We start from the raw sequence: 12,083 nt of genomic DNA on the forward strand, positions 1-12,083 counted from the left end.
CGAGGATTTCAACCTCACCTCCATAACCGAGGTACTGGCGCAAACGCCAGGCGTGACGATCACCTCCACCGACGCGGCGCGTACCAACTATAACATCCGCGGTTTCGCGGTACGCAACTTCCAGTTCGACGGCGTGCCGACCATCTACCAGGTCAGCGGCTATGAGAATTCGGCAGTCGGCGACCTCGCATTGTATGACCGGGTAGAGGTGATCCGTGGCGCAGCCGGCCTCGTCGCCGGCGTCGGCGATCCTTCCGCCACCGTCAACCTCATCCGCAAGCGTGCGCCGTCCGAGTTCCGCGGCTACTACTACATGCAGGGCGGCAGTTTCTCGGGATACAGGTTCGAGGCCGACGTCGGAGGTCCCGTGACCAGGGACGGCTCGGTCCGAGCACGCGTGGTCGCCGCCTATACCGATCGCGGGTCCTACATCGACCTTCAGCACGACAAGATTCCCGTGATCTACGGTACACTGGAATGGGACGTGACCCCGCACACCCGCCTGCGTGTCGGCGCGGACTACCTGCGAACCGACCAGCAGGGTGCTGGCTGGGGCACCATCCCCCTTCTCTACAACGACGGCACGAGAACCGACTTCCCACGCTCGTTTACGGGGGCTGCCGCCTACAACCGCTGGCTTCGCGAGGTGACCACCGTCTTCGCGGCAGCGGAGCAGGACATCGGCAAAAACTGGCTTGTCCGCGTCAGCTACAATGGGCGCCGCAGCGACAACGACAGCCGTCTCTTCAACATCCCGGGCGGCTTTCCGCGCCGCGACGGCACCGGACTGGGTGCGCCGTTCAGCTTCTATGGCGAAGTCGATCAGAACGAAGACGCACTCGACGGGTATGTCGCCGGCAAGGTCAGGCTGTTCGGCCGCGAGCACGAGATTGTCGGCGGCGTCAACTATTTCGAGCGCGACTTTTCAGCGGGACGGACAGGTTTCAACCCTGACCCGAGAGCGCTCCCGCCAGGCTTTCCCACGGCCGGTAATTACGACATCGATCCCTGCTGCCGACCTTCGCATCCCCCTCGATCATCCGTACCGATGCCCTGCTGTTTTCCCAGGATCTTCGCCAGCTTGGTGCCTATGGCGTGGTTCGGTTGAACCCGACCGATTGGCTCAAGATCATCGCCGGGGCGCGTTACACCGATTACCGCGCCGACCGCGACGACTTCAACGATGCGGGCGTCCTGCAGCCGACGAGACCGACCGACGTTCAGCGTGAAAAGCGCTGGGCGCCTTACGGCGGCATCGTAGTCGATGTCGTTCCCGCCCTTTCGCTATACGCAAGCTATGCAAGTGTTTTCAGCCCGGTGTCAGCGCGGGACGTGAACAACGACATCCTGCCGCCTACCACCGGTGCCAACTACGAAGCGGGCGTGAAGGCAACCCCGTTCGGCGATGGCTTCACCGTGTCAGCAGCTGGCTTTCACATCAAGCAGGACAATCTCACGCTCACGGACCCGAACGGCATACCGATGTCGCTGCCGGGCAATCTCACGCCGTCCATCTCGGTATCCGGCGTGAAGACGTGGGGCGGCGAGGTGGAGCTTGCAGGCGAACCGCTTCCCGGCTGGAGCGTCAACGGCAGCTACACCTACGCACGAACAGAAGACCGGCTCGGCGCCCGGGTGAACCCATTCTTCCCACTGCATGTCGGTCGCGTCTACACAACCTATCGGTTGTTCGGCGACCGACTGACGATCGGTGGTGGCATCACCGCACAGTGACGCATCTTGGACCGCGGCAACGTACCTTCGGGTCGCTTCAACGCCAACGGCTCACCGGTGCTCGTACCCGGGACAGTGAGCCAGGGTAGCTATGCTACCGTCGATGCACTGGCGCGACTGAAGCTCACCGAACGAGCGATCCTCAGCGTCAACGCCACCAACCTGCTCGACCGGACCTATTACCGGAACGTCCGCTTCGCCTTCGGCGGCCCTGGGGGCTTCTATGGCGAGCCGCGTCGGGTGGTGGGCACGATCCGCGTAACCTTCTGAAGGCGGAGAACGACGTGATGACGGTGCAAACGAAGGCCGATAAGCGGCTGGCGGTAGCGTGGTGGCGGCGAGTAGATGCGACACTTCGTATCGTTGCCGCCATGCCGCTCGGCTATGCCGTTGCCAGCTTGTGGGCGATGGTGCTTGCAAGGTTGCTGCCCTTGCCCATCACGGCAGCCACGATCACGGCGACGTTGATCGCATTGGCCATGTGTGCCGGTGCGGTCATGTGGGCCTACGCCGCCATCTCGGGATGGCGCGCCGTCTGGACGCTTTCGCTCGCTGGCTTCATCGCGGCTGGCATTACTTGGATATCGATCTCAAATGGGGGTCGATTGTGAAAAGGGGCTTTCGCCAATCGCAATCGACGCTCCACACTTGGTCCGGCCTGCTGCTCGGGTGGGTGCTCTTCATCATTTTCGTTGCGGGTACGGCAGCCTATTGGCGTGAACCGTTGAACCGCTGGATGCGACCGGAAGCGCCACGCGTGGAGCGGCCTGTCCTGGCGATGAAAGCCGCCCAACGCTTCCTCGCACGTAAAGCGCCTGACGCGAAGACGTGGTTCATCACGGTGCCTACCGTTGAAGGACCGGGAACGTACGTGTTCTGGGTGCCTCAACCCAACCCCGATGCACCCAAGGGGCGGCACCGCGGACGCCGACGGGACACCTCCGCGCTGGTCGACGCCACGGGTGTGCCTGTCGCGCGCGAGACGCGGGGCGGCGACTTCTTCTACAGGTTTCATTTCGACCTGCACTACATGCCGGTGATCTGGGCACGCTGGCTGGTCGGGGTGGCGGCGATGATGATGCTGGTCGCGATCCTGACCGGGATCGTGACGCACAAGAAGATCTTCAAGGATTTCTTCACTCTGCGCCGGGACAAGGGTCAACGGTCGTGGCTCGACGGGCACAACGCCAGCGCCGTTCTCGGCCTGCCGTTCCACCTGATGATCACCTATACCGGCCTTGTCACGCTGGCGACGATGCTGATGCCCTGGGCGACCGTCGCCAATTATGCTGACAGCACGAAGCTGTTCACCACGCTGTTCCCCACCGCCGGTGAGGTCGTCCGCGTCGGTCATCCTGCGCCGCTGGTGGACCTGGAGGCGCTCGTCCGTAACGGCGAGCGACAGTTGGGCGGGCCGATCGGCTTCATTGAGGTCGCCGAACCCGGCGACGCCGCGGCGCGTATTACTATGACTGGTGCCAGTCGGGCGAGCCTGTCCACTTACGGCACGCGCGTCGCCTATGATGGCGTTACCGGCCGCCTGCTCTGGCGATCACCCCCACCGAACGGCGCGGTCACCACATACGGCGCGATGATCGGCCTGCACGCCGGACGTTTTGGTGACCTGACGCTGCGGTGGCTGTATTTCTTTTGCGGACTTGGCGGTACGGTGATGGTAGCCAGCGGCCTGGTGCTGTGGACGGTGAAGCGGCGCGAGAAGCTGCCTGATCCGCTCCATCCGCCATTGGGATTCCGCATCGTCGAGCGACTAAACATCGCGGTCGTCGCCGGCTTCCCGCTCGGGTGTGCGGCGTTCTTCCTCGCCAACCGGCTGCTGCCGCTCGCAACCCCAGACCGGGCGGAGCGGGAGATCACGATGCTGTTCGCTGCCTGGGGCAGCGCCGCGTTGGCAGCGCTGGTCCTGCGACCGAAACAGAGCTGGGCGGCGCTGCTCGGCGCGACCGCCATCGGGCTGATGACGGTGATCGCATGTGACCTGCTGGTTCTACGGCCAGGCTTGGGCCAGTGGATCGCAGTATCGGACTGGCCGATGGCCACAGTCGATGCGGTGTTGCTGGTGCTGGCGATTGGCTTGGCCTGGACCGCGCGCCGCGTCGCGCGTCACCGGCCCCGCGTCCTCAAGCCCCGCGCGATTCGCACGCCGACCAACAAGGCCCTCTTAGCCGAAGCGGTTGCGGCGGAATGACTGTCCTCGCCGCCCTGCCGGCACTCGCCGCCTTCCTATTGTTCGGCCTTGCCAGCGATCGTCACCACGAGCCCCGCTTCGGCCGACGTCTGCCCGCCCTCGACGCGCTTCGCTGGCGTCTCGTCGGCTGGGCGCTGCTGGCGACCGCATTGGTCGGCGCGATCGCTGCACGAGGATGGGTGTTCGGACCGGTGCTTTGGGCCGGACTGGCAATGGCTGGTGCCGCCGCGAGCTTCCTCTGGCTCAACCTGACCGCCGCGAGACGAGGGATGCAACGATGAACGATCTCGATAGCCATCTCACCGATGAGAACGATCTACGCGGCGTCTACGCGGAACCGGCTAACGCCGTTCGTGACGAGACTTTCCCACACCTCGACCTACACGGTCGGCGTTATATCGAGCTGTCGCCCTTCTTCTGCATCGGCTCCTCGCAGCCCAACGGCCTCGCCGACGTATCGCCCCCAGGAGGTGAGCCTGGTTTAGTCCATGCTCTCGACGACCGGCATCTCGCCTTCCCGGACCGTCCGGGCAACAATCGTCTCGATACGCGGATGAACATCGTCCATCAGCCCACAGTTGGGCTGCTGTTCTTCCTGCCGGAGGTGAGGACATGCTGAGGGTGAACGGCGTAGCCTCGATCACAGCTGACCCCGAAATCATGAAGTGCTTCCGCCATGACGGAAAGCTGCCGCGATCGGTAGTCGTGATCGAGACGCGCGAGGCCTATTTCCACTGCTCAAAAGGCGTTGCGCCGATCCGACCTGTGGAACCCCGACAAGCGCCTTCCCAAGGCTGCATTTCCGGCTTTGGGCCAGATCGCGCGACCAGTTCAAACTGCTGATGCCCGCCAAGCTGATCTGGGATTGCAACGCGACGCGGAGAAGAACCTCTTCCGAGGAGAACGGCCATGGTCTTAATGGAACGCATTACTGCATCTGTCACCGATGGCGAACGCGTCGTCGTCCGGCTGCTGCGACACTATTGCGGGATGCGCGATCACGACAGTGACGGCACCGGCCTGTCCCGCCTCGTTACACTGGGTCAAAGTCTGCGACTGCCGCCCGCCGGGATCATCGCGCTGGCGAGCGTCTTCCAGCTCACCGAAGCCGTGCTCGGCCGGCGCCTCGTCGCCGAATGCTGCTGCTCGCGTTGCCTGAGCGGGGATGAGCGCGCTGTCATCCGCCTTCTTGGCAGCCGCATGCCGACGCTACCCGGCACCGCTACGCCGGACATCCCCCATGGCCTGCCCGGTGCACTCGCCTGGGCCGTGTTGAGCGCTCGCCAGCTATGCGGCGACATCGTGCACCGCATCCCGAAGATGACATCTGACGACGCGGATGGTTGCCCGTTCACGCCTGCCTCGATGGTCTGAGGGGCGATGGCAACGCTCTACCATCATCTCGACCGTCGGGCGGCAGACATACCCGATGATGGACGTGTTCACACTCTCCGCAATCCGCACATGGGTCTTCGCCGCGCGTAATGGCAGGTGCCCTCTGGCGATGCTGCGCAGCGGCTTTTCTAGCCGGCATGTAACGGACACGTTGCTGGCTTTCCTGTGTGCCATGACGCTGCTCGACCGACATGGCTACGGCACGATGCGGTTCGCGTAGATTTGCTATACGAAGATCGGAGACGATGAAGCGTGCGTGCTACTCCATGTTTGTCGCGTCGCGGGTGAACGATCCCAGCTGACCGTATTGCGAGGAGCCGGGTGAGCGAAACTATGGACCTGCAGCTGGCCGGTGTTAGGTGAATCGCCGGGCATGTCGATATAGGCAGTTCGGGAAGTTGCAGACCTTCCTCGGTCGAATGCAGTGGACCTGTCGACCGAACCTCCGCGCCGTGGCGCATCCTTCGTTCAAGCCTAGTCTCAGGCGTGCCTTGCTTCCTTGAAAACGGCGAAGGACAGCTGAGGAGGTTGAGCGGTCATGATCGGGGCGACGCGAGTACCGAGGTGTATGTCCAGCAGGTCGAGCAGCTGCTCCGCCGCGGAAACGGCCGCGTGGGCGTTAGGCACCAGCCGATGGTGATAGGCATCGTTCCGTGCCCTTCGAACGCGCGAGAACAGGGCGACGAAGACGGCGGAGGTGGGGACACCGAGCGCCGCGGTATCGCTGAACGGCGTCGCCATGTCCGTCCAGTGCCGCTCGATCAGCCTCTCCACCTGTCCGACCGTGGCTTCCTCGATCAGATCGTACGTCGTGGCCAGTCGATCGCGCTGCGGAGACGCGCTCAAGATGCGGCTGACCACCATGACGACCTCCGGGATCGCGCTGCGGCCATTCAGATCGGTGATCGTCGAGACAGGGGCGCCACTGGCGACCGCGTCGCGGACGCCATGCCACCAGTCCTCGCTGCCGTAGATCAGCGAGAGGCGGGCTGCGGCATAGGACCGGAACGCGCTTTCGAACGCGAAGAAGACCGGGAACAGCTGTCCTATTGAAGCGACCAGCCGATCGTACTGGCCCAATACGGCCAGGCGCACGTCCTGGGGTGGCCGTTTCCGGTCCTGCGCGATCCGTTCGGTCTGCCTGAGCGCGGCCGCCATCACGTCCAGGTTCAACCTGGCCAGATCCGTTCTGAACTGGTCGAGCTGCAGCCTGGTGGGAATCCGTCCGAACCGCGTGCGGTAGAACTGCAGCTGGGCTTCAGCCTGCATGGAAGCGCCCACTCTCGAAAGACCGCATAATCAATTGACAAGAACTCCTCGCTAAACCATCTCGCTCGTACTCCATCGACGAAGCCCCGCTCTGGGACTGTGCTGCCCTAGTCGCAGACGTCGATGGGGTCACCCTGTCATCCCCGTCATTCCGCATCGCCCTCGACGCTCTTGCCGCCGCGACGTCCCTTGGCGCGGAACCGGGCTTCGAATAGCGCGAACTCCTTCTCCACGAACGCAGGGTCTGTCACCTTCAGGCTGCGCTCGTGACGCAGCTTGCGGTCCGGATCGCCCCGGAAAGAAAGCCAGTTGAAGCTCCCTTCGACGACGAATGCGTCGTCCTTGATCAGGACCTTCTCGTGCGTGTCGCCAAAGTCGTGCAGCTGGAAGCCCTCGTATTCCGACGCGAGCCGCTGAAGCGCCTCGGGCACCTTCTTCCGTTTTTTCCGGTCATTGTCGTCGAGACCGTAGCCGACGAAGAGGCGCACACCACGTTTCAGCATCTTCTCTATCGATGCGAGCGCAGGCTTGTCCACGACCTGATCCGTGATCCAGGGACAGATGATGAGGACCCGGTCGCTAGCGGTCGCGATCGCGTCCCAGAGAAGTAGCGGATGCTCGTGCACGGTGACCGCGGAAATTGTCCCTTCCGCGGCGGGAGCCTTAGCACGCAGCGTCCGCTTACGACCGGACGGTGCCGGCGCAGCTATGGCCCGGTCCAGCGTCTGGAGCTTACGCGAAAATGAATCCTGAGCCGACACCGCCGGCTTGGAGAACTCGGCGAGAAGCCGGGTCTTCCTTGGTCCTTCGGCAAGCGCGAACCGACGATTGTGCTCGTCGAGCATCGTCGTCTCGGTCGCGAAGAGAAGCTCCACGTCTCCGCCGCCCACTTCCTGAAATACCATTGCGATCGCGGGCGTATGCAGCCGCTGACGGCGCTCGATCTCCTTGATGGCCAGAAGGTCTCGCTTGCCCTCGCCGGTCCGCTCCCTCGACAGGATCCGTCCCGCGGCCGCCAGATCGATGTCGGAGACCTCGATCTTCGCATTGGGCAGCGCGGGAATCTCGGTCATGCCGAGATCGTGCGCCTCGCGACCGGACAGCAGTACCGCCGCCGACGCATCGATCGGCTCTCGCGTCAGCCCGTCGAAGAACAGCCGGATCGTCTGCTGCTCCGGGCGGACGCGTTCGAGCGAGCTCGTCGTCTTCTCGCCCTTACGGGTCAGCCTGAACCGCTCGGGTCCGTCGGTACCTCCGACGATCTCGATCTCCTCGGAGGTATGGAGCCCCTCCAGCGTGGACTTCACCATTTCCGGCGGAATGCCAAGGCACGCCGCTATCTCGTCGAGCGTATCGATGCCGATCCGAATGGTCTTGAGCACGAATTCGAACATGGGCGTCAGCGGGGTATGCTGCAGCAACATGACCCGCAGCGCGACCTTGTAGACGGGCAACGCCACCTCGGCGTAGTCCAGCAGCTCGTAACCTGGTCGATCGGCATGGTAGCGGGCGACTTCGTCCGGTCTCATTCCGCGTGCTCCACGTTGCAACCGTCAGCCTTGCCGATCCAGCGCAGCACGTCCTGAAAAGGGTTCTCCCCGGTCACCGAGCGGCAGAAGTCACGATCCCCGACGATCACCAGCGCGTCCTTGCCGCGCGAAAGGGCGACGTTGAGACGGGGCGGCTGATCGAGGAAGCCCAGGTAGTTGAATACGTTCGAGCGCGATACCGAGTAGACGACCATGTCGGCCTGGCGTCCCTGAAACGCGTCGACGGTATTCAGCATGATGTCGATGTGCGTCCAGTTCGGGGAACGCGGACGCAGAGTACGTTCCAGCATCTTTACCTGTTCCGAATACCCCGTGATCACCGCCGCGGTGATCCTCCCCTGGAGGCGCTCAGGATCTCGCTTCGCGAACTGCTTGTTGAGGCGTCGCAGCAGAGTGTTGACGAGCTCGCACTCGTACTTGTTGAAGCAGCCCGCACGGCTTTCAGGTATCGTCTCCCCTCTTCGAGGGGAGCGGGTAGTGTCGATCCAGGTGACAGCATGCTTCAGCGCAGGCGAGAACCTGTGCCTGGGCTTGTCCCGCCGGCAGACGAGCTCATGGTCTGGATAGAAGCATGCCTGGATGAGATCGTTGATCGGCTGGACCATCCTGCGCTGCGACGTCAACGAGATCACGTTGGCTGCCGGCAGCATCCGCTCCAGGTAGCCGAACAGCGATTCCTCGACGTCCTCGCGGCGAAGATCGTGATCCTTCAGAAAGGCCTCCTTGCGCATCGCACCGTCCTGAAAGGGCGGAAGCTGCTTCGAGTCGCCGACCAGGACCCACCGAGAGGCGCGCGCGAGCGGCACCAGCATCTCAGTCGCCGTGGCCTTCGAGGCCTCGTCGACGATGCACAGGTCGAAGCGCAGGTCGACCGAAGACTTCGAGCCGAGCACGCCCAGACACGTGCCCGCGACCACCTGGACGGTCGACAGAAAGGGGCCCTCGAAATGATCCTGCCTGCCGAAGCGGGCCATCCAGTCCGCGCCCAGATCGATCAGCGGGCGCAGCTGGTGCGCAGCGTCGGACTGATCCATGAACCGTTCGACCGCAGTGCGCAGCTCGCTTCCTCTCAGCGATGCCATATCAGGCCGGCCGAGAGCACCGAGCTGATCGCGAAGCCTGTTGCTCTCAGCCTCGGCCGCGCGCTTCCGCTCGCGCAGCTGCGCCAGCTCCAGCCGCCTCGCGGCGACGTTGCCAGCGACGTCCAGGTCGAGACCGGGGTTGCCCTCCTGTCGTCGCCTGGGCAGCCTTTCCAGCTCATCCTGCTGGATCCCGATGAGATCCGAGGTCCGCAGCGCATCATCATCGCAGATGACTAGCTGCTCCAGGGCCATGCCTACCAGTACGGTCGTCCGATCCACGTTCCGCTCGGCCGCCTTCGCCTCCGCATAGGCCGAGACCCGTGCCGATACCTGATCCGTCCACGCCTGCAGCCTGCGGTGGAGACGCTGCGGCTCGACGTCTTCCGAGATGCGCTCGTCGTTCGTGCCGATCCGCACGATCTCGAAGTCGAGGCCGGCCTGCATCCGAAGTTCCGCGACCCGCTCCACCGCGTTGTCGATCGCGACGTGCGTCTGGGAAGCAAGGAGGATGCGCGCCGCGGGATTGCGGGCGAGCTCCTGCATGATGAGTTCTGCGATGAAGGTCGTCTTGCCGGTTCCAGGCGGCCCGCGCGTGATCAGGACGTCCGGCGAGCCGAGTGCGGCCGCCACCGCCTCCTGCTTGTCCGCATCCAGTTCCTGCTGGAACCACCGTACGGGCTCCGCCGGCGTGCTCGGTACCGCAAGCCCCGGGTCCAGAAGACGTCGGCCATGTGAGCTCTCGCGACCTCGCGCTGCCGGAAGGCGTCCAGGGCGCGCTGCTGCTTGCGGAGCGCCTCGCTGGCCGCATAGACGTTTACCGATATCTCTCCTGCGCCGCGAAGCTGCCCGACGTCGCCGGTCGCGACCAGGAAGGTGGCCTCCTGACCATCGATGTCTTCGATGTGTCCCGTCAGGAACGTGCCATCGTGGAGCTTGACCTGCCGCTTCTCCAGCACCGCCCCGTCGGGGATGGTGCCGACGGTACGGAACACGACCCGGCGGCCTTCCACCGCATGCGAATGGTAGCGGATCGGCCGCTCTCGCCCGAGTTCGAGCTCCTGCCTGGCCTGCAGGATCCGCGACCAGGTATCGAGCAGTCGGTTCTCGGCGTTGGCTTCGTCCTCCGCGCGCTCATGTACGAAGTCGTCGATGATCTGCTGTATCTGCAGAAGCGACCTCTGGTCCGGCTCCCGGCCTCGCGGCAGGAATCGGAAGTCGACCCTTGGAGTGACCGAGTTCTCGCGCCGTGCCTCCAGCCATCCCGACGGCCGCTGGATCACCGACAATATGGTCAGGCGGTCCCGATGCGTGTCGTCGGGGCGCACATGATAGGTCCGGGTCAGGCCGTAGAGCACCAGATCGCCGAACGCGGTACCCTGCTCTCCGTCAGGACCCAGCTTCGGCTCGATGGCGCAGACGCTGCCGAGATCGTCCAGTATTGCCGACTCCGTGGCCGCCCGGTCGCTTAGTTCGAAGTCTCGGCAGATACGGCTCATCTGCACGTGGCCGATCGCGAGCAGGCACGACAGTCCGCCCGCTCGCGCAGCGGTCGACGCCGTGCCTGCTTCCAGACGGTCTAGGAGCTCCTCTGCGAGCCGCGGGCGCTCGTCGGGGTCGCGGGACAGCGCCTGAAGCAGCACTGCCCGCACGGCGGGCGGGAACGCGTCGGAACCGTCGGCGAAGGCTTCGACCGATCCGTACGTCTCGAGGCTGGATGGCGAGGCACACCAGCAGAAGATCGCTGCCAGCGAGTAGACGTCACGACCGAGCGTGGCCGCTCCGTCATCCGCCTCAGGCGGGCTGAAAGGCGGGCTGACGAACTGGCGAAGCGTCATGTCGGTACGCATGAAGCGTCTGATCTTCGCGATACCGAAGTCGGCTACGACCAGGCGTCCATCGGGCGAGAACAGTATGTTTCGCGGGGCGAGGTCGCGATGACCGATGTTCCTCGAATGGGCATGCGCCACGGCGGATACGAGCGGACGTCCGATGGTCTGCCAGAACTCGCCCCACTCGAAACCGCGCTGAGCCGTCTTCCACCGGACAAGATCGGACTCCATCCAGTCCAGTACGAGGTATCGATCCCCCGTCGATGTGACGCCCGATCCACGCATTGCTACGATGCTGGGGTGACGAAGCTCGGTCAGCGACTGGGTCTCTCGCCTGAACGCTTCCTCGAGAAACTCGCTCTGCTCGACAGATGCGGTCAGGACCTTGATCGCCACCATGGCGCCGTCAGTCAGGGATACGGCTTTGTAGACCCGCGCCGTGCGTCCGGTCGCGGGCGAGCCGTCAAGTATCGCGTAACCATCGACGACCGGCTTGGCCGTGACAGGAACGTCTTCTCCTACGCTGCCGCAGTCCACCAGTATTCTCCCCCGTGGCGATCGCGTCTACGGCGCGCGCTTGGATCCGGCAACGCTTCTTACGTGGTGAAGCCGGTGAAGTCGGCGACGATACGGGCTAGTCGGCAGGATCCGTCGTCGGCTCGGTCGATAGCGATCATCGCAAGTCGCGCAGGCATCGCGGCATGCGTCAGCTCGGCATCCGCTGCTGTCGCCTGCTGGTACCCGATCCGCTGGACGTTGAGCGCCCCCCGTTCACGTCGACTGGCGGCGCCACGATCTCGTCGGCCACCTCGCGCGCCCCGTGGCAGATTCGCTGCCCGCCAGCACCGACATGATCCCGAGCCGCTGCTGCGCGTGGCGGGTCGCCGATGTTCGTACGGCATCGGATCGCGCTCATCGCGCCGATGCCTCCCGACCGTGGGGACGGGCCACGTGACGCGAGCCCCCACCGTCACCGCTGCTCCGCCAATGTCGGTCGCTGCTCCGCGGTATCGCTGGC

14 protein-coding genes are annotated in these 12,083 nt (G+C 64.3%); 9 read left to right on the forward strand and 5 right to left on the reverse strand.

Going from position 1 to position 12,083, the window contains the following annotated elements; genetic code table 11:
• Positions 1–34 precede the first annotated feature (34 nt).
• The 9 genes from NI18_RS18395 (at position 35) to NI18_RS18430 (ending at position 5,555) form a co-directional block, all read left to right on the forward strand.
• Positions 35–1,108, forward strand: coding sequence for a TonB-dependent receptor plug domain-containing protein (locus NI18_RS18395; RefSeq protein WP_306286515.1), 1,074 nt, complete (start codon positions 35–37; stop codon positions 1,106–1,108).
• Positions 1,105–1,734, forward strand: a complete 630-nt coding sequence (locus NI18_RS18400) for a TonB-dependent receptor (RefSeq protein WP_037532075.1) — start codon at positions 1,105–1,107, stop codon at positions 1,732–1,734. The genes NI18_RS18395 and NI18_RS18400 overlap by 4 nt, the downstream gene beginning before the upstream one ends.
• Positions 1,735–1,740: 6 nt before the next feature.
• Positions 1,741–2,004 (forward strand): TonB-dependent receptor, encoded by a 264-nt coding sequence (locus NI18_RS28155; RefSeq protein ID WP_037532076.1) that lies wholly within the window; start codon positions 1,741–1,743, stop codon positions 2,002–2,004.
• Positions 2,005–2,021: 17 nt separating this feature from the next.
• Entirely contained in the window at positions 2,022–2,345 is a 324-nt protein-coding gene (locus NI18_RS23690) for a hypothetical protein (RefSeq protein ID WP_084215282.1), read from the forward strand.
• Entirely contained in the window at positions 2,342–3,940 is a 1,599-nt protein-coding gene (locus NI18_RS18410; RefSeq protein ID WP_037532120.1) for a PepSY-associated TM helix domain-containing protein, read from the forward strand. Before NI18_RS23690 ends, NI18_RS18410 begins: the two co-directional genes overlap by 4 nt.
• A complete protein-coding gene (locus NI18_RS18415) occupies positions 3,937–4,221 on the forward strand; it encodes a DUF3325 family protein (RefSeq protein WP_037532078.1) in 285 nt (94 codons plus the stop codon). Before NI18_RS18410 ends, NI18_RS18415 begins: the two co-directional genes overlap by 4 nt.
• Positions 4,218–4,559, forward strand: a complete 342-nt coding sequence (locus tag NI18_RS25920; protein WP_052149337.1) for a pyridoxamine 5'-phosphate oxidase family protein — start codon at positions 4,218–4,220, stop codon at positions 4,557–4,559. The genes NI18_RS18415 and NI18_RS25920 overlap by 4 nt, the downstream gene beginning before the upstream one ends.
• A gap of 299 nt (positions 4,560–4,858) precedes the next feature.
• The gene (locus tag NI18_RS18425) at positions 4,859–5,314 is read left to right on the forward strand and encodes a hypothetical protein (RefSeq protein WP_037532081.1); all 456 of its coding nucleotides are present in this window, start codon (positions 4,859–4,861) and stop codon (positions 5,312–5,314) included.
• Between the two features lie 58 nt (positions 5,315–5,372).
• Positions 5,373–5,555, forward strand: coding sequence for a hypothetical protein (locus NI18_RS18430; RefSeq protein ID WP_128082321.1), 183 nt, complete (start codon positions 5,373–5,375; stop codon positions 5,553–5,555).
• A 260-nt stretch (positions 5,556–5,815) separates the two neighbouring features.
• Here the strand turns inward: NI18_RS18430 and NI18_RS18435 are convergent, their stop codons facing one another.
• From NI18_RS18435 to NI18_RS24665, 5 genes are all read right to left on the reverse strand, one after another.
• Entirely contained in the window at positions 5,816–6,604 is a 789-nt protein-coding gene (locus NI18_RS18435) for a hypothetical protein (RefSeq protein WP_037532084.1), read from the reverse strand.
• A 146-nt stretch (positions 6,605–6,750) separates the two neighbouring features.
• Positions 6,751–8,133 carry a phospholipase D-like domain-containing protein gene (locus tag NI18_RS18440; protein WP_037532087.1) on the reverse strand — a complete coding sequence of 461 codons (1,383 nt, stop codon included), beginning with the start codon at positions 8,131–8,133 and terminating at the stop codon, positions 6,751–6,753.
• Positions 8,130–9,866 (reverse strand): AAA domain-containing protein, encoded by a 1,737-nt coding sequence (locus NI18_RS18445; RefSeq protein ID WP_037532089.1) that lies wholly within the window; start codon positions 9,864–9,866, stop codon positions 8,130–8,132. The genes NI18_RS18440 and NI18_RS18445 overlap by 4 nt, the downstream gene beginning before the upstream one ends.
• On the reverse strand, positions 9,833–11,602 hold the full coding sequence (locus NI18_RS18450) for a serine/threonine-protein kinase (protein WP_037532091.1): 1,770 nt from the start codon (positions 11,600–11,602) through the stop codon (positions 9,833–9,835). Before NI18_RS18450 ends, NI18_RS18445 begins: the two co-directional genes overlap by 34 nt.
• Before the next feature lie 59 nt (positions 11,603–11,661).
• Entirely contained in the window at positions 11,662–11,967 is a 306-nt protein-coding gene (locus tag NI18_RS24665) for a hypothetical protein (RefSeq protein WP_128082322.1), read from the reverse strand.
• Positions 11,968–12,083: the final 116 nt, after the last annotated feature.

It is taken from the genome of Sphingomonas sp. Ant20, from assembly GCF_000783375.1.
GTDB classification, from domain to species: domain Bacteria; phylum Pseudomonadota; class Alphaproteobacteria; order Sphingomonadales; family Sphingomonadaceae; genus Sphingomonas; species Sphingomonas aerolata.

Bases quoted from the DNA above. Each gene is read 5' to 3' on its own strand.
- NI18_RS23690 (WP_084215282.1), top strand. From the start codon at position 2,022: ATGACGGTGCAAACGAAGGCCGATAAGCGGCTGGCGGTAGCGTGGTGG.
- NI18_RS18415 (WP_037532078.1), top strand. From the start codon at position 3,937: ATGACTGTCCTCGCCGCCCTGCCGGCACTCGCCGCCTTCCTATTGTTC.
- NI18_RS25920 (WP_052149337.1), top strand. From the start codon at position 4,218: ATGAACGATCTCGATAGCCATCTCACCGATGAGAACGATCTACGCGGC.
- NI18_RS18425 (WP_037532081.1), top strand. From the start codon at position 4,859: ATGGAACGCATTACTGCATCTGTCACCGATGGCGAACGCGTCGTCGTC.
- NI18_RS18430 (WP_128082321.1), top strand. From the start codon at position 5,373: ATGGACGTGTTCACACTCTCCGCAATCCGCACATGGGTCTTCGCCGCG.
- NI18_RS18435 (WP_037532084.1), bottom strand. From the start codon at position 6,604: ATGCAGGCTGAAGCCCAGCTGCAGTTCTACCGCACGCGGTTCGGACGG.
- NI18_RS18440 (WP_037532087.1), bottom strand. From the start codon at position 8,133: ATGAGACCGGACGAAGTCGCCCGCTACCATGCCGATCGACCAGGTTAC.
- NI18_RS24665 (WP_128082322.1), bottom strand. From the start codon at position 11,967: ATGCCGTACGAACATCGGCGACCCGCCACGCGCAGCAGCGGCTCGGGA.